Source organism: Alkalibacillus sp. S2W, from assembly GCF_046764385.1.
Lineage (GTDB): Bacteria > Bacillota > Bacilli > Bacillales > Alkalibacillaceae > Alkalibacillus > Alkalibacillus almallahensis.
In genome coordinates, this window is the sequence record NZ_CP177234.1 from 2,540,021 (window position 1) to 2,557,953 (window position 17,933).

Sequence of the window (17,933 nt, forward strand, 5' to 3'; positions counted from 1 at the left end):
ATTGTGATCCGCTTACGGTGGATGCTTGCACCCACAGGGCACAAGTGCAACATCTGTTCAATTTCACTACGTTCTTTTTTCGCAGTATTTTCTATGCAGGGGCACGGCTCGAGTCAGGCAACTACATCGAATAAGCTTCTCTGCTACTTGCACCGAGGAAGCCTGCTTCGAAGCGTTACGAGAAGACGCAGGTGCATCCCTCGGCCGAAAGACGTGGCCTGTGGGGTCTCGAGACGCGTGCTATTCCCGTGACGGCCCGGACGGCCTAATGTCGACGTTGGTCACAAAAGCTGATTTCATATGCTTCTTCGATTATTCTGCGCCGAGTACTCACAGGCGCAGGACGTGACCGAACTTAGTCGACCAGGCGTCACCACCCACGCTTCTCACCTGATGCCAACTTAGCGGTTTGGTGAAACAAAAAAGCACGCAAACTCCCTGTTTGTTATCCTTGTTTTATACCACCAAAACAAAGAATCTTCGTGCATATCCACCACAATAAATAAGCACCGCTGAAAACTCATTTATTATGAGTTCTCAGCGGTGCTTTTATACTTAGCTTTTATTTACCTGTTTTACGTTTTTCTTCACGTTCACGTTCGCCTTTATTTAGGATTTTCTTACGTAGGCGAATTGATTCAGGTGTTACTTCGCAGTATTCATCATCATCTAAATACTCAATCGCTTCTTCTAACGTTAATTTACGAGTACCTTTTAGTGTGACGGTATTATCCTTCGTTGCAGAACGAACGTTAGTCAGTTCTTTTGCTTTCGTAATATTGACCGTTAAGTCATTATCACGGTTATGCTCACCGACAATCATGCCTTCATAGACTTCCGTATTCGGTTCAACAAAAATAGTACCACGATCTTCTAAATTCATAATACTATATGGTGTTGCCTTACCTTTTTCTTGCGAGACAAGCACACCTTGACGGCGGCCACCAACTGATCCTTGAACAAGAGGCTCATAAGAATCGAAAGAGTGGTTTAGAATACCATAGCCACGTGTTTGTGACATGAATTCAGTTGAGTAACCGATTAAACCACGAGATGGTACTTTAAATTCTATTCGAACTTGACCATTACCTTGGTTAATCATATCGACCATTTCACCTTTACGAGCACCAAGTGATTCCATAACAGGTCCTGTATAATCTTCAGGTACATCGACTTGTACATGCTCATATGGCTCGCATTTCACACCATCAATTTCTTGGATGATGACTTGTGGTTTTGATATTTGTAATTCATAACCTTCACGGCGCATATTCTCGATTAAAATCGATAAGTGAAGTTCACCGCGTCCTGATACAATCCAAGCATCTGGTGATTCTGTCTCTTCAACACGTAAACTCACGTCTGTTTCAAGTTGAGTTAATAGACGTTCTTCGATTTTACGGGAGGTAATATGCTTACCTTCCTTACCTGCAAACGGACTATTGTTAGTGACAAACTTCATTTGTAGCGTTGGCTCATCAATACGTAGAATAGGTAATTGATCGTGATGGTTCATATCACAGACTGTTTCACCGACGTTGATATCTTCTAAGCCAGCGATTGCGACAATGTCACCCGCTACCGCTTCTTCAATTTCAATTCGTTTTAAGCCAATAAAGCCGAATAATTTGTTAATGCGCTGATTTTTCACAGAACCGTCTTTCTTCATGACTGCGACATGATCGCCTACTTTCATACGACCACGGTAAACACGACCGACACCAATACGACCGACGAAATCGTTATAATCAAGTAATGTTACTTGGAATTGTAACGGTTCATCTGCAAGTGGTTTTGGTGCTGGAATATAATCTAAGATCGTTTCGAAAACCGGCTCCATCGTCTCTTGCTGATCATCAGCTTCATAACCAGAAGTTCCTTGTAATGCTGATGCATAAGCAACAGGGAATTCTAATTGCTCATCATCAGCACCAAGCTCGATAAATAAGTCTAATACTTCATCAATCACTTCTTGTGGGCGTGCACTCGGACGGTCAATTTTATTGAGTACGACCATTGGCTTCAAGTTTTGCTCTAATGCTTTTTTGAGTACGAAACGCGTCTGCGGCATGCACCCTTCGTAAGCATCAACAACGAGCATAACCCCGTCTACCATTGTCATAATACGCTCAACTTCACCGCCGAAGTCAGCGTGACCTGGTGTATCTAAAATATTAACCCGCGTATCACCATAATTAATCGCGGTATTTTTAGCGAGAATCGTAATTCCACGCTCTTTTTCTAAATCATCCGTATCCATCGCACGCTCATCAATGTTCTCATTATCACGAAACGTACCTGAATAGTGCAACATCTGGTCTACTAATGTTGTCTTCCCGTGGTCGACGTGCGCGATAATCGCGATGTTACGAATATCTTTTTGCTCTTGCATAAAAACGCTCCATTTCTTTTCGATAAATTTCCTGCCTCTGTCATTATATATCAGTTCCCGTGATCTGTATAGCTTTAAACTTGAACGATTGATTAGTGGACTGTCTGTAGTGGCGTGACACATAGGTCATCGCCATTCCAATCAATTTGTAGTTTCCGATTAAATTTAAATAGTCTATACATAAGAACCTTTTAATGAAACCATTTGCAACCTTAACAATATAATCCCCATTCGTTCAACTAAATTATACAGGAGATAACAGAACGAACGGTATACAACGGTTGATAACAGTTTTTAGTCAATAAATTTTACCCATTAACCATTCCCTCATAATACAAAAAACACTCCTTAACATTAAGGAGTGCTTGCTTCATTAATATCATCTAATAGTGGATAAACCGCCTCTACACCTTCTTCAGCAATGTGGCATGCGATCCCAATTGGAGTTTCCCAAAAATGATCGGGAATCACAGGATTTTTAAGGCCTGCTGGTTGATAAAGTGATTTATAAATCCGATCAAGATGTTCTCGAGTTGTTTGTCGGTCTAGTTCCTTTTCACCTCTTGCGATTAAGAACATATAACGCATCGATTGAAAAATATTGTCCCCAGGCATAAAGGTAAAATTTTTGAATAAATATAACTGTTTTTCTGCTTGTTCTGAAATAGCTTGGTTAATGGCCAAATCATCCAAACGTTCATACAATTGATTGTACAATAATTTAAAGACACGTCGTTTCTCTTGCTGCATGACATCATCGGTGTACACGGTTTTCAATAAATCATACGCTTGTTCGCGTGTCCAAGTCATGTAACTCTCCCTTTCTTAGTTCAATGGTTCGTCGGAATAAGCGACCTCGCCATCTTTCAAACCGACATGCAAATCTTTATCGTTAAAAAACCAGACATCCTTTTGATCAATTTGAAAAGAAATGCCTTGTTTCTCTGTCGTGACCTGTGGTTCGTTAGCACTGCCAATGGCCATCCCGATCGAAAGACCTGACTGAAACGCACTGTCGCCTCCGTATTTTGGATAAAATTGAATCGCATCGCCATCTTCTAAATCCATCTCATCTTTAAACCAGTTAACCGCTTCATCTGTTATGTTAATATTCATGCTAAAACCCCCTTCTAGTCTCTTACTGTTAGTGTACCGAAAACACGCTTAAACAACAAATTATTCCACTTTAACCATTGCAAATTTGTTTCGGGTATCGTAAAATTTCATGAACGCCTTAACGCGCTAAAACATTGAATGAGGTGACAACATGACCGAGGAACGGATCGGAATTCTATATGCAACGTTCGCTTATTTATTGTGGGGACTACTCCCTCTTTACTGGAAATTAATCGAGCATGTACCAGCTTGGGAGATTCTAGCGCACCGAATTTTCTGGTCGCTCGCTTTTATGATTGTATTTATTTTAGTGATCCGACGTTGGCACTTACTCGTAGCTGAAGTTAAATCATTATTTACTAACGCTAAAACTGCGCTTGGTATTAGCGCCGCAGGTATCGTGATCAGTTTAAACTGGGTAATTTACATATGGGCTGTCAACTCTGATCACGTCCTCGATGCAAGCCTTGGTTACTATATTAACCCATTAATTAGTATTTTATTTGGCCTTATCTTCCTTAAAGAACGCTTTAGTTCGATTCAATGGGTAGCCATTGCCTTGGCATTTATTGGCGTTAGTTACATGACGATTAATTTAGGATCGTTTCCATGGGCTGCTTTAGCACTCGCTATGACATTCGGTATATATGGATTATTGAAAAAGGTCGTTCAGTTGAATGCCATTTTCGGCTTGGCAATCGAAACAATGGTTGTGGCACCTATTGCGTTTATTTATATTGCAGGATTAGAGTTTTCCGGTGGGGGTGCTTTAGGTTCGTCATGGGGAACAACATTGATTTTGATTGGAGCAGGTGTCGCAACAGCAATTCCACTGCTATTATTCGCACAAGGGGCTAAACGAATTCCATTGTCGTTGATTGGGTTTTTACAATATCTCGCACCAACACTTATGCTTTTGATTGGGGTCTTTTTATACAACGAACCATTCACATCCGTTCATGCCGTGACGTTTATATTGATTTGGCTCGGGCTTATTTTATACACATACGAACGCGTTAAACATTTACGGCAAGTTGGTTGATGGTTATAGTAGAGTCAAAATTAATATTAAAAAGGCGAAGATGCGTCAGGGCACGACCTTTAACGCTCTTCGCCTTTTTACATTCAGACTAACCTGCCATTTGCCGGCATGCTTGGGCACATTCACGACAGATTTGCGCACATTCTTGACAATGATCATCTTGCATCTTCTCACACTCAACAGCACATTGTTCACACACTTGCGCACATACACCGCAAAGTGTAACTGAAAATGAACTGTTTCGTGCCATATACTCTGTTGCTTGAGCACAAATATCCGCACAATCATGCAACGTCTGAATACAATTGATCCGCGCTTGAACGTCTGGCTCTTGCAAGCAAGCCGTCATACACTCCTCACAAGCTCTCAAACATTTTTGACACGCTTCAATACACGCATCCATATTCGTTGGTGATGTTGATAATACACCCATAAACAACACTCCTATCTAAATGATCTTCCTTTATCATGCCCGTTTATATTTGTTTTATAAAATAGAGTTACAAACTACTTTTAAATTAATCATCCTCAAAAATTCATAAATTTATTTAATGACTCGGTATACTTATTGCAAAAGTTCATGCTGACTCATATTTTCAAAATTTTTTATCCAAAATATAGAAAGCGCTTTCACATTTTATGTTATACTTTTATCAAAAGGGATCAAAGGGGAGTTACACAATGTCCAATCGATTTGAAACAGATGTGATTCATCATGCCTATGACTCAAAAGATCATTACGACAGTTTAGCAACACCAATTTATCAAACGTCTACTTATACGTTCGCGAATGCTGAACAGGGAGAAGCGCGATTTGCAGGAGAAGATCAAGGCTTTATTTATTCGCGTCTCGGCAATCCGACTGTCAGGCACCTAGAAGAACGAATTGCCAAGTTAGAAAATGCTGAATCTGGGCTTGCCTTCGCATCAGGTATGGCAGCTGTATCAGCAACACTGATCGCCTTAACGAAAGCAAACGACCATATTTTATGCTCGCGAGGGATCTATGGTTGTACATTCGGATTGCTCGATATCATGCGTGACAAATATAATATTCAATCCGATTTCAGCTTTATGGAATCAGAGAACGTTGTCCGCCAAATGATTCAAGACAATACAGCAGTGATTTATATCGAAACACCGATTAACCCGACGATGAAAATGATTGATCTTGAGATGATTGCGCGTGTTGCTAAAGAATACGACATTCCAGTTGTCGTCGATAACACATTCTCATCGCCGTATTTACAGCGTCCCATCGATTCAGGATGCGATATTGTCCTGCACAGTGCGACGAAATATATCGGTGGACACGGCGATGTCGTGGGTGGTCTACTAGTCGGTAAAGAAGAGTTTATTTCAGAAGTTGCCATGACCACTCAAAAAGATATCGGCGGCATTATGGCACCATTTGATGCGTGGTTACTACTGCGAGGTTTAAAAACTTTACCATTACGGATGGATCGTCATTCCGATAATGCTGAAAAAATCGTCGACAAACTAAAAGCGCATCCAAAAATTAAAAGTGTCTATTATCCATTTGACCCTGATCACGAGCACTATCACATCGCCCAAAAACAAATGAAGCTAGGCGCTGGCGTCATTTCATTTGAATTAGAAGGCGGCAAAGCAGAAGCACAAGCATTCTTAAACAAACTATCGTTTATTAAACTAGCCGTAAGTTTAGGTGATGCGGAATCACTTATTCAACACCCTGGAACGATGACTCATTCAGTTGTCCCTGAAGAAAGTCGAGAACACATGGGCATCACGGATTCACTAATTCGAATGTCATGCGGCTTAGAAGCATGGGAAGATATTTGGGAAGACTTGAATCAGGCGTTAGAACAAGTGTGAATCAGAAAATGAACAAAGTAGAATGATAACATTATAGCTACAATTTAGGCATAAAAAATAACCCCTCATATGGCGTTTACCTGGTGCTGAGGGATTATTTTTGCCTTAAGCTGCCTTGCCCCTCTTGTTGGGGTCCGATCTATTAAGGCCGCTCCATGTAACAGCATGGATGGTCTTTTAAATTGTATGCATTTATAATGTTCATATATAAATCCTACAGGAATCAACATTTGTACACTTTTTCTCTATTCCTTCAATATTTACATAGATATCCATTATATTTTATCAGCTTCCCTGTTAGTCAATTAAAACATAAATACTCACGAACAAGATAAATCCAGATCCAAGAAAGATCAAAATGGCCATCGTCTTTTGATTCTGTTGAAATACTTTTAGTCCTAAAGCAAAAAACATAACCCCTGAAATTAGCTGGATGTAAGGTTGAAGCCCATGATCACCCGTTGATAATCCGTATATTGATCCAGAAATGACAGTAATAGCCAATACAGTTATTATGATATTTAAAATCACCAAATACCTCCTGTCTTGTTGAGTTATAAGCAATACTACACGCTTATATATAGCCCATGAAACCATGATTAGGCATAAGGATATTATTTGGAAATAATTACATTTATCTTAACACAAATATTTAGAAAAATTCAGATGATGATTATAGCTATTCCAAAAAACACTGCACTTACTGTTATAAAAAATGTTTGTATGTAGATAAGCGCTTTTACCATGTTATATCGCATTGTGTTTGCCATGTTTCTGGCAACGTTTAAATGAAAAGGCAAGAAGTATAAGGAAAACAGAAATCCTCCTGAAAGCGACACACTGAGATAAACTAGCCACGTACTAGTCGTCATACTTTCCACTACTCCCCCCATGATAAAGAAAGGAATGCCAGCCCAGATAAAAAAAGTTGGAATTGATAAAATTAATGCTATAACTACTAACATAAAGTTTTTTCTGAGAGATTTGAAATACATGAGAAAATTATCTTTCATCACTGAAACTCCTTAATATTTAATGACTCTTATTCCAACATAGATGATTACCTACTTTCTTTTGAAGCAAGGTTACAACTATAAAAAAAGCGCGCTAAATGTTATGTAATTTAGCACGCTGCTTATAAAATTCATCCTAAAATCTTTGAAACATAGTTTTGTGTCTCAGCAAATGGCGGTACTCCACCGTATTGGTCGACATTGCCTGGGCCAGCATTATAAGCTGCTAAAGCGTTTTCTAGATTCCCGTCATAACGATTGAGCATGTCACGCAAATAACGTGCGCCTCCTTCAATATTTTGCTGGGGATCGAATGGGTTAGTCACCCCTAAGGCTTCAGCCGTTTGTGGCATTAATTGCATGAGTCCTTGAGCACCTGCATCGCTGATAGCCTCCGGATTAAAATTAGATTCTGCATTGATCACAGATTTAAGTAAATCTTGATTTAAATTAAAACGCTCAGCAACGCTTTGAATCATGTCGTCAAACTGTGATGGTTCAACATCACTCGTATCAACTGATAGGTTCTCTTCACCCGCTTGTGCTAAGGCTTGTTTAATTTGATTTGTTTGGGATGAAAACAGGTCAGTCATCATGCCTTGATTACTAGAACTACCTGGCATCATACTAGCCATCAAACCACTGCCAGCCATAGCATTCGGCATCATCGTATTAGCCATAGACCCGAGACCACTAGATGATGAACCAGAACCACCCATTGGCATGAGCGCATCAGCCATTGATCCACTACTCGAACTACTACCACTTGAAAAACTCGGCATCATATTAGCCATTAATAGCTGTTGAAACGAATCACCATTCATCACTTGATTTGATTGATTATTTTGTTGGTTTGTCTGAAACGGGCTATTTTGCATGGCGCGTTGATAGCCTAATACCGCTTCAAACATACGTGAATCGACCATATTGGTCACTCCTCTTACTTTGTCGACAAATCTCTAACGCTATTATAGCATAGATTTGATTTTTTTCAGCACTAGAATCGTTTCATCAATCTCTTCTTCACTTACATCGTAATGGGTCACAAAACGGACGAGTGTCGGCCCGAACTGAACGGCTTGAATACCATCATCAGCAAGTCTTGTCATCATATCAGCACCACTTATCCCGGCTGACGCTACGTCCATAATGACAATGTTTGTTTCGACTGGATAAGCCAGTTCAAACCCCGCTTCTTTAATTCCGTTTGCTAGTTTCGCAGCGTGTTTGTGATCCTCATCTAATCGTTTTGACATTTCCGTTAAAGCAATCATGGCTGGTGCTGCAATCACGCCAACTTGACGCAAGCCACCACCTAAGCGTTTACGCCATTTCCGGGCTTGTTTAATAAATTGATGCGAACCTGCAATAATCGATCCGACTGGTGCACCAAGTCCTTTTGATAAACAAATCTGAACCGTGTCGGCTTGGCTAGCGTATGTTTTGACTGAAATCCCAGTTGCTGCTTGAGCATTAAATAACCGCGCTCCGTCTAAGTGAACTGGAATATTGTTCGCTTGTGCCATCTGATAGGTCGCTTCCATCGTCTCTAACGGCAACACCGCACCACCTGCTCGGTTATGCGTGTTTTCGAGCAAAATAAGTCCAGTTTCAGGCAAATGAACATCTTCTGGGCGAATCGCTGCCGCCACATCAGCCGGGGCCATCACGCCACGTGCTCCCTTAATCGTCCGTGGTTGTACACCCGCAAAAGCAGAAATCGCAGCCCCTTCGTAGTAAAACACATGCGCTTCTTCTTCAAGCAAGATTTCTTGCCCAGGCTGTGTGTGCGTTAAGACCGCAATCTGATTCCCTTGCACGCCACTAGTCACGAATAGCGCCGCTTCTTTGCCTAACATGTCAGCCGCTTTTTCCTCTAGTTTCGTGACAGTCGGATCTTCTTCATAAACATCGTCGCCTACCTCAGCATGAAAACTCGCTTCTCGCATCGCCTGCGTTGGTTTTGTTACTGTATCGCTTCTTAAATCGATCATGTTCATCGCCCCTTATTTTAATATATCAATCGTAATCCATCCCCGTACACTGTTTAAAAATGCCCATTGCTCTACTTTATTGACTTCATCACGTTTTAGTGAACGTTCACATAATTTACCTGCCGTCACAAGCGCCTTTCGATAAGTACCCGACAACAATCCGTCTGATGTTGGCGGTGTGTACCATTTTCCATCGAAATAGAATGCAACATTCCCTGACGTGAATTCCGTAATGTATCCATATTCATTCCACAACAAGGTATCATTGGCATAGCCATCATGCTTTGCTAATGTTGTATAAACCTCTCGATGCGTTGTTTTGTGATACAAAAATGGGTTCTGTGAATCAACAGGATGGTCTGCTAGTACTGCCGTCATCGTAGTAGTTGAATCGTTAATGGGTGTTTTCTCAACATGAATCGAACCATTTTGATTCATTAATAATCGAGTTTTATACAAACCTGATAATCCGTCTTTAGCTTTAGCAAGTTTTTCTATAACTTCGTTTTCATCCATTGCTATTTGAAAATATTCCGCTGATTCTCGTAGACGCTTTAGATGTTCTTCTTCTAACCAAATCACACCATCGTTTAATCGCATTGTCTCTAGCAACTGAAAATCAGGTGCTTCCCGGTACAAGACGCGCGCCTTCGCGACAGTTTCTTCGTATTCACCGTCTGCGGACGAATCCCATGTGACACCGCCACCCACGCCATACACAGCTCGACCTGTGTCACGATTCCACATAACCGTTCGAATCGGAACATTGAATATCGCTTGGCCATCAGGTGTCAATAAGCCAATCGCCCCGCAATAAACGTCCCGCGCGCTCGTTTCTAATTGGTAGATTTGAGCCATCGTGCTTTGTTTCGGGGCTCCAGTAATCGAACCACAAGGAAATAGTGCAGCAAATATATCACTTAACGATATGCCTGGCTTGGTATCGGCTTGTATCGTCGATGTCATTTGATGCACGGTTGGATATGTTTCAATCGCAAACAACTCTGAGACATGGATCGTTCCTGTTTTTGCCACTTGTGTCACATCATTGCGTAACATATCCACAATCATGATATTTTCGGCTTGGTCTTTCTCAGATGAGACTAGCTTTTGTTTCAACGTCTCATCTTGCCCTAAAGTTAACCCACGACCGATTGTCCCTTTCATCGGCCGCGTATCAATTGACTCACCATTCCAAGCAAAAAATAATTCAGGTGATACGGAGATAATTTCATACTGACCGAATTGTAAATGACACGTGACATTTGCTTGTTGGGACCGGCGAAGTTGTTCATACCATTGGGACGTATCTACATGACTCAATTCGGCGATCAAACGCATCGTGTAATTGACTTGGTACGTCACACCACGAGCAATCAAATCGTGAATCGCATTAATCTTTTGTTTATATGTTTGTTTGGACACATCAGGTTGAAAACTTGCACCAACAAAAGCCTTGGCTTGGTTAAACTCAACCGGATCCTTTACCTCTTCAAACACCGCAAATATACAATAGGGAACCTGAGTGTTTTTGTGAAAGGGTAAATTTGGATAAAATGCCTCCGCCGCTTCATAACTCACATAGCCAGCGACATAAAAACCTTGCTTCTGATAAGTTTCTGCTCGTTCCAATACATGAGGGACGTCGTCAATCACATCGGCTTGTAAAACATCAACAGGATCCTCGAATGCATAAGCCGTTCGCTTTAGCCAAGGGTGATTGAAATGATACGTCATGTTAATATCATTCAACTCTTGCACCTCCTTGTGTCATGTATAGGTACCTGTGCCTGACTAATTCGACCACCCAATGTTTCGATGTAATTTATAACATTATATGTAAACGAATTATTATGATCAATTATGACAAGCATGATTATCCCTCACGTTCATCACGGTCTACTCGTTTTTCCACTCGTTCACCCGTTGTCGTGTACATCGAGCGACCTAGATATAATGGAATTTCTAATTGAGAATCATCTGGCAGTCCATTTGCTAAAAATAAATCGTCATCACGATAAAATTGCGTAATATCTCCGACAAACCAGTCGTGATCTCCATATGTATTTACATCAATTACTTGGCACTCGTAAGCCACATAGGCATCGTGTAAAATCGGAGCATTAATTGTTTTGCCTCGATCAAACCCCATGCCATCTACTTCAAATTTATTTACATCACTTCCGCTAAAACTACCTGATTGTTGAATGAATTCTGCCCTTTCCATCGGTAAAAAATGAACCGCAAATTCACCTGACTGTTTAATCAAATCATATGTATACCGTTCACGCCCGATTGCTACCCCATAAATCGGCGGATCGAATGAAATATACGAATGCCACCCAGCAGCCATAACATTGTCTTGGCCGTTGTGCGTCGCGGTAACGATTGCGACCATTCCTGGATAACTGTGCATGACGGTTTTATCTGTTGGTTGTCTCATAAGTTGCCACCTACTTTCGTATTTCACTCTATTTTAACAGAAAATTCACTCACCTGAACGGCATTTATGATATATTGAATAAAGGAGGGATGAACATGTTTAAACCGACTGAAGCATTTGCGCGAGAGCTCGATGCAAACGACCCATTCAATCAATATAAACAAGAATTTTATATAAGTGACGACCATATTTATTTAGATGGTAATTCGCTCGGCCTGATGCCTAAACGAGCAGAAGAGTCATTGCAACAAGTGATGAACACTTGGAAAGAAGAAGCGATTGGCGGATGGATGAGCAATGAACATCCGTGGTTTTACTTATCGGAAAATTTAGGTGAGCGTGTGGCGCCTCTAGTAGGTGGAAAGTCAGAGGAAGTGATTGTCACAGGTTCAACAACGACTAATCTCCACCAACTCGTGAGCACCTTTTATCAGCCCGAGGGTAAACGTACGAAAATTTTAGCCGATGAACTCAATTTCCCTTCTGATATTTATGCCTTGCAAAGCCAACTCAACTTGCACGGCTATGATCCTGATGAACATTTAATTCAAGTTGAAAGCCGTGATGGCCGGACGATTGATGAGGATGATATTATTCAAGCGATGACTGACGAAGTAGCCTTGATTGTCCTCCCGACTGTTTTATACCGTAGCGGGCAATTATTAAATATTCGAAAACTAACAGAAGCCGCCCATGAGAGAGGCATTCTGATTGGATTCGATGGCTGTCATTCAGTTGGCGTCATACCGCATAATTTCCATGAAGACGGTGTCGATTTTGCCTATTGGTGCCATTATAAATACGTTAACAGCGGGCCTGGTGGTGTCGCGGGCTTATTCATTCATGAAAACCATTTCGACCGCACACCTGGATTAACAGGCTGGTTCGGTTCTGATAAGGATAAGCAATTCGATATGGAACATACTTTTACAAAGGCTCAAGACGCTGGCGCATTTCAAATCGGCACGCCCCATGTGTTTAGCGCTGCACCGTTAATCGGGTCTTTATCATTATTTGAAGAAGTCGGAATCGAGGCCGTTCGTGAAAAATCCTTACAGGCTACGGCTTATTTTATGTATTTAGTCGAACACGAATTAAGCGAGTTCGGTTTCACAATCGGAAATCCACGTGAAGACAAACGTCGTGGTGGCCATATTTGCTTAGAACATGATGCTGCCGCGAGTATTTGTAAAGCGCTAAAAGAGCGTGACATCACGCCTGACTTCCGTGCACCTAATGTCATTCGTTTGGCACCTGTTGCTTTTTATGTGTCTTATCATGACATATACCGAACAGTGCAAATTTTAAAAGATATCATGACGAACGAAACATATAAACAATATCAAAATGAACGCGACGTCATTGCTTAAGGAGTGTAACCCATCATGATCGATATTTCCAGAACATTAAATGCAAATACACCTACATGGCCTGAAGATGAGCCCTTTTCATATGATCTAACGGCATCAAAAGCAGAAACAGGGTCGGTTAATATTGGCCAATTCACAACAAGTTGCCACACCGCAACTCATATTGATGCGCCTTTTCATTTTAATGATAGCGGCTTAACTGTCGATCAATTACCAATCGATTTGTACATGGGCCCTGTCTTAGTCATTGATCTCACTACAAAACAACGGATCACACCTGAAGATTTAAACTTTATTAATTTATCCGACGTACGGCGTGTGATTTTAAAGACCGATGCTTGGCCAAATGGCGACCCATTTCCAACTGAAATTCCTGAGCTAGATTCAAGGCTTGGTGCATTTTTCCACGAACATGGCGTTGAGCTTGTCGGCGTTGACTTACCGTCTGTCGACCCATTAGACAGCAAGACGCTCGACACGCATCACGCTTTTGAAGAAAACGACATTCATATTTTAGAAGGGGTCGCACTAGATGACGTTGAGGCTGGTCACTATTATTTATCAGCATTGCCTCTCAAGCTAGAGGGCGCAGATGGTTCGCCCGTTCGCGCTGTCTTGCAACCCCTATAAAAAATCCCCACCGCGGTGGGGATTTCGCTGTATCAAGACGTTTTTTCGCCGTATAATTCAGGAAAATCGCTGTATATTGACACATTTTCGATGTATGAGCTTCCTTTTTCGCCGTATCAGAATGCTTTATCGCTGTATGAGCACCCTTTTTCGCTGTATCACGTACTATTTCCTCCACATTTCAGCTTTAATTTCATTCAAAACTTCATCATAGTTTATTTCCTCATCAATAAATAGATAAAATACGGAGCACCAATTAACGCGACCACAATGCCAGCTGGTAGATTACCGACTGATAGTAAATTCATACCGATTAAGTCTGCAACAAGCAGTAACCAACCGCCAATCAATAGACAAATCGGTAAATATAACTGTGTCCGCGGTCCAATCAATTGTTTCGCAATATGTGGTGCGAGTAAGCCAATAAATGAAATGCCACCTGTGACAGATACCGCAGAGGCAGCTAGGGCAACAGCGATAATCAGTAATACCACTCGGGCTTTTTCAATCCGCAACCCAATTCCGACGGCGGCTTGTTGTTGCAAACTTAGCATATTCATCTGATTAGCCATGGCAAACACAACGGGCACAAGCACTAACAACCACGGTGATAAAATCCAGACGAATGACCAATCTGTTCCCCAAATATCACCAGCCATCCACTGCACAATAAAATCGACCTTTTCTCGCTCAGCTGAACTAATTAATACCACCATCAACCCAGAGAAGGCCATCGAAAAACCGACACCCGTGAGTACCAGTCGGATAGGTTCAATACCAGACTGTTTTCGATAAGAAAACAGATAAATCATCGCTGCGGTCAGAAACGCACCTAAAAACGCAACAAACGGTAACATAAACGCAAATGAACCAGCTGCAATGGGGAAAAACAAGAAGTAGATCGCAACAGCGACGCCTGCGCCAGAATTAATTCCAATAATACCTGGGTCCGCTAAATCATTCTTCGTCATCGCTTGTAAAATCGCACCTGATGACGCTAGAGCCATCCCAGCCAAAAGGGTCACAAGCATTCGTGGTATGCGGATGGACCACAGCACAAATTCTTCTTCAAACGTTCCTTGACCGAAAAGTGTCGCGATCATACGGTCAAATGCTAGTGTCGAATCACCAATTTGCAAACCAATCATCATCGTTAACAGTAATAATAGACTGAACGCTAGAACCAATAATCGTTGTTTTCGTATCACACTTGAATGAATCATGAGAACGCTCGCCCTCCTTTATTCAATACATAAAGGAAGAACGGCAATCCAACAACAGACACAATCGCAGCGAGTGGTGTTTCGTAAGGAGCATTGATCGTGCGCGCAATCGTGTCAGCCGCTAGCATAAAAATACCGCCAACCGTTGCACTCATTGGGAGGATAAAGCGATAATCCGTTCCAACAATCGGACGCACCATATGAGGCACCATCAAGCCAACAAACGCTAAGTTTCCGACTAATGATACGGCGCCACCCGCTAATAAAATAATGACGACAAACAATAACGTTTTCGTTCGCGTTACGTTTTGCCCAAGGCCTACAGACATTTCTTCATTTAAGCTCATGACCGTTAATTGCTTTGATAATGATAGTGCAATGAGAATTCCCACAGCGACAATCGGTGTTAAAACAGCCAATTGCCTCCAGGATGTTCCCATCACAGCACCTGCTGTCCACATCGAGACATCTTTAGAAATTTGAAATAAAATTCCCGTTCCTTCAGCTACTGCATAGAGAAAGGCGGATACCGCTGCACCAGCTAAAATAATACGAAACGTATTAAAGCCACGCGGATTCAATGCGCTGATGCCAAACACGAGCGCCGCCCCTACTGCCGCACCGATAAAACAAGCGATCATAATCCCGAAATAATTCATATTCGGAATAAAGGCAATCGTCACAGCTAAAGCAGCATTGGCTCCTGCTGTTAAACCAAGTAGGCCTGGGTCTGCTAAAGGATTTCGCGTCATCCCCTGCATAATAGCACCCGCAACAGATAAAGCCATGCCTACCAATAAAGCTCCAAGTTCTCGTGGCAAGCGTATTTCACGCAAAATTAACACATCACCAGTTGGATTGGCTTGAGTAATAGCTAGCCAAACATCATGGACCGTCGTATCGATCGCTCCAAAGACCATCGACACACCTAGCATGACGATTAATAGAATGATAGAGCTTATGAATATGTAAGAAAAACGTGTGTTCATAACGATCAACCTTTATCTCATGAATAAAAGGCGGGTGCACCCCGCCTCAATAGATTACTCTGCTTCTCCTAAAAAGTGTTCCTTAAAGAACTGCAATTGATAATCGAGCGAAATAGGATCATTGAAATAGAATTCTTTCGCATCTGCTTCAAAAACACGATCATTCTCTACTGCTGGAATGTTCTGATAGGTTTCTGTCTCTTCAAATGAATTATCTAAATCATTGTTTTTACTATAGACGATATAGTCACCTGCGTATTCTGGTAATGCTTCAAATGATAATGCATAGAAACCATCTTCAAGCGCCATTTCTTTTACTTTTTCGGGCATCTTCAAGCCCATTTCTTGATACAAGATTTCCGTACCACGCGCCCAATTGTCGCCAAATACGTAAAGTTGTTTATCAAAGTTTTCGATCACGGTCACCGTTGCATCTTCGCCAATCTCGGCCTTAATTTCTTCTCCAGCTTCTTGCGCACGTGTTTTAAAATCTTCAATCCATTCATTAGCTTGTTCTTCTTTGTTCAATAGTTTAGCAATTTCACAGTGCTGTTCTAAATAGCCTAAGTTGCCATACGCATACGTAACCGTTGGGGCAATTTCACGTAGACGATCGAGATTTTTCTCACTGTCTAAACCAATAATAAGGTCAGGATCTAATTCGATGATTTTCTCTAAATCCTCAGACGTAACCGTTTCAGCCCCTTCTAAATGCTCTTCATAGCGCGGGTTGCTCATGGAATACGAATCTGCGCCTACGACATTAGTATCGAGTGACAGGACATTACCTGTATAAGTCGATAATACGACAACTCGTTCAGGATTAGCTGGAACTTCAACTGGCCCATTCTCCGATTCGTAAGTTCGCATCTCCCCATCAGCTGATTCTTCTGATTCACTGTTACTTTCATCATTCATTTCTTCTGTACTGCTGGAATCATTGGATCCCTCGGCATTTGTGCTTTCTGATTCATTACCATTACCACAGGCACTAATTAGCATAAGCATGGCGATCAGTAGTAAAGGAATCAACCGCTTTATTGTCATTGTCATTCTCCCCTTTAATTAAATTATAAGTAAGGCAAATCGGTCTTCCTGTCCGCGGATCTTGCCCAATGACGGCATCAATATCAAACACACTGCGAAGTACGTCAGCTTGCATGACATCTTCATAATGGCCCTCTTTTATTATTGAACCTTCACGCATGGAAATAATGTAATCAGCAAAACGAGCTGCATGATTTAAATCATGTAAGACCATAACGATCGTTCGGCCTTCTAATTGGTTAAGATTTTGAAGCAATTCTAATACTTCCAGCTGGTGAGCAAGGTCTAAATAAGTTGTTGGTTCATCAAGGAAAATCATCTCCGTATCTTGAGCTAGAGCCATCGCAATCCACACACGCTGCTGTTGGCCACCCGATAACTCATCAACTGGACGATGTTTATATATCTCTACCCCAGTCGATTCCATCGCTTGGTGAATCACTTCCACATCTTCCTCGCTCAAACGACCGAATCCTTTTTGATACGGAAAACGTCCATAGGAAACGAGTTCACCAACTGTAAGCCCGTTAGCATAATCGTTACTCTGTGGTAAGATCGCCATCTTCTTAGCGACGTCTTTCGTTTTCTGCTTAGCTATATCTTCACCATCTAACAACACTCGGCCTGAATCTGGCGTAAGAATACGGGTTAATCCTTTAAGCAAAGTTGATTTGCCACAACCATTTGGACCGATAATGGCTGTTATTTGCCCTTCTGGAATATCGACGTTTAAATGATCCAACACGGTATGCTCATCATAGCCAACTAATAATTGCTCACCTTTGACCCGCACAGCAAATACCTCCTACCTTTATTG

Annotated in this window: 18 protein-coding genes; 4 read left to right on the top strand and 14 right to left on the bottom strand. The window is 41.6% G+C overall.

Annotated elements, in window-relative coordinates; translation table 11 throughout:
- Positions 1-562 precede the first annotated feature (562 nt).
- From typA to ACKXGF_RS13130, 3 genes are all read right to left on the bottom strand, one after another.
- Complete coding sequence (gene typA, locus ACKXGF_RS13120) at positions 563-2,392, bottom strand: translational GTPase TypA (protein ID WP_411954147.1); 1,830 nt, start codon at positions 2,390-2,392, stop codon at positions 563-565.
- 354 nt (positions 2,393-2,746) lie between these two features.
- The gene (locus ACKXGF_RS13125) at positions 2,747-3,202 is read right to left on the bottom strand and encodes a hypothetical protein (protein ID WP_411954148.1); all 456 of its coding nucleotides are present in this window, start codon (positions 3,200-3,202) and stop codon (positions 2,747-2,749) included.
- A gap of 15 nt (positions 3,203-3,217) precedes the next feature.
- Complete coding sequence (locus ACKXGF_RS13130) at positions 3,218-3,508, bottom strand: HesB/YadR/YfhF family protein (protein WP_167261138.1); 291 nt, start codon at positions 3,506-3,508, stop codon at positions 3,218-3,220.
- Positions 3,509-3,659: 151 nt separating this feature from the next.
- On the opposite strand from ACKXGF_RS13130, the gene rarD reads away from it, so the two are divergent.
- Positions 3,660-4,550, top strand: coding sequence for an EamA family transporter RarD (gene rarD / locus ACKXGF_RS13135; RefSeq protein ID WP_411954149.1), 891 nt, complete (start codon positions 3,660-3,662; stop codon positions 4,548-4,550).
- A gap of 88 nt (positions 4,551-4,638) precedes the next feature.
- Here rarD and ACKXGF_RS13140 read toward each other — a convergent pair whose 3' ends face one another.
- Positions 4,639-4,983: a four-helix bundle copper-binding protein gene (locus ACKXGF_RS13140; protein WP_411954150.1), complete on the bottom strand. Its 345-nt coding sequence runs from the start codon at positions 4,981-4,983 to the stop codon at positions 4,639-4,641.
- A 248-nt stretch (positions 4,984-5,231) separates the two neighbouring features.
- Between ACKXGF_RS13140 and megL the strand changes: the two genes are divergently transcribed.
- Complete coding sequence (gene megL / locus ACKXGF_RS13145; protein ID WP_411954151.1) at positions 5,232-6,407, top strand: methionine gamma-lyase; 1,176 nt, start codon at positions 5,232-5,234, stop codon at positions 6,405-6,407.
- A gap of 297 nt (positions 6,408-6,704) precedes the next feature.
- Here megL and ACKXGF_RS13150 read toward each other — a convergent pair whose 3' ends face one another.
- The 6 genes from ACKXGF_RS13150 to ACKXGF_RS13175 all read right to left on the bottom strand — a co-directional run bounded on the left by ACKXGF_RS13150 (position 6,705) and on the right by ACKXGF_RS13175 (position 11,857).
- Complete coding sequence (locus ACKXGF_RS13150; RefSeq protein ID WP_411954152.1) at positions 6,705-6,938, bottom strand: DUF3953 domain-containing protein; 234 nt, start codon at positions 6,936-6,938, stop codon at positions 6,705-6,707.
- A 131-nt stretch (positions 6,939-7,069) separates the two neighbouring features.
- Entirely contained in the window at positions 7,070-7,420 is a 351-nt protein-coding gene (locus ACKXGF_RS13155; RefSeq protein ID WP_411954153.1) for a hypothetical protein, read from the bottom strand.
- Positions 7,421-7,551: 131 nt separating this feature from the next.
- A complete protein-coding gene (locus ACKXGF_RS13160; RefSeq protein WP_411954154.1) occupies positions 7,552-8,346 on the bottom strand; it encodes a lytic transglycosylase domain-containing protein in 795 nt (264 codons plus the stop codon).
- A gap of 42 nt (positions 8,347-8,388) precedes the next feature.
- Entirely contained in the window at positions 8,389-9,414 is a 1,026-nt protein-coding gene (gene ltaE / locus ACKXGF_RS13165; RefSeq protein ID WP_167261147.1) for a low-specificity L-threonine aldolase, read from the bottom strand.
- 12 nt (positions 9,415-9,426) lie between these two features.
- A complete protein-coding gene (pabB, locus tag ACKXGF_RS13170) occupies positions 9,427-11,166 on the bottom strand; it encodes an aminodeoxychorismate synthase component I (protein WP_411954155.1) in 1,740 nt (579 codons plus the stop codon).
- 124 nt (positions 11,167-11,290) lie between these two features.
- Positions 11,291-11,857, bottom strand: a complete 567-nt coding sequence (locus ACKXGF_RS13175; RefSeq protein ID WP_411954156.1) for a flavin reductase family protein — start codon at positions 11,855-11,857, stop codon at positions 11,291-11,293.
- Positions 11,858-11,952: 95 nt separating this feature from the next.
- Between ACKXGF_RS13175 and kynU the strand changes: the two genes are divergently transcribed.
- Both kynU and kynB read left to right on the top strand, forming a co-directional pair.
- Positions 11,953-13,227, top strand: coding sequence for a kynureninase (kynU, locus tag ACKXGF_RS13180; protein WP_411954157.1), 1,275 nt, complete (start codon positions 11,953-11,955; stop codon positions 13,225-13,227).
- Between the two features lie 15 nt (positions 13,228-13,242).
- Complete coding sequence (kynB, locus tag ACKXGF_RS13185) at positions 13,243-13,857, top strand: arylformamidase (protein WP_411954158.1); 615 nt, start codon at positions 13,243-13,245, stop codon at positions 13,855-13,857.
- A 215-nt stretch (positions 13,858-14,072) separates the two neighbouring features.
- Here kynB and ACKXGF_RS13190 read toward each other — a convergent pair whose 3' ends face one another.
- Genes ACKXGF_RS13190 through ACKXGF_RS13205 form a run of 4 tightly spaced genes read right to left on the bottom strand, consistent with a single transcriptional unit; the run spans position 14,073 to position 17,909 of the window.
- Positions 14,073-15,080, bottom strand: coding sequence for a FecCD family ABC transporter permease (locus ACKXGF_RS13190; RefSeq protein WP_411954159.1), 1,008 nt, complete (start codon positions 15,078-15,080; stop codon positions 14,073-14,075).
- Positions 15,077-16,069 carry a FecCD family ABC transporter permease gene (locus ACKXGF_RS13195; protein WP_411954160.1) on the bottom strand — a complete coding sequence of 331 codons (993 nt, stop codon included), beginning with the start codon at positions 16,067-16,069 and terminating at the stop codon, positions 15,077-15,079. Before ACKXGF_RS13195 ends, ACKXGF_RS13190 begins: the two co-directional genes overlap by 4 nt.
- A 54-nt stretch (positions 16,070-16,123) precedes the next feature.
- Positions 16,124-17,110, bottom strand: a complete 987-nt coding sequence (locus ACKXGF_RS13200) for an iron-hydroxamate ABC transporter substrate-binding protein (protein WP_411955595.1) — start codon at positions 17,108-17,110, stop codon at positions 16,124-16,126.
- Positions 17,061-17,909 (bottom strand): ABC transporter ATP-binding protein, encoded by an 849-nt coding sequence (locus tag ACKXGF_RS13205; RefSeq protein ID WP_411954161.1) that lies wholly within the window; start codon positions 17,907-17,909, stop codon positions 17,061-17,063. Before ACKXGF_RS13205 ends, ACKXGF_RS13200 begins: the two co-directional genes overlap by 50 nt.
- Positions 17,910-17,933: the final 24 nt, after the last annotated feature.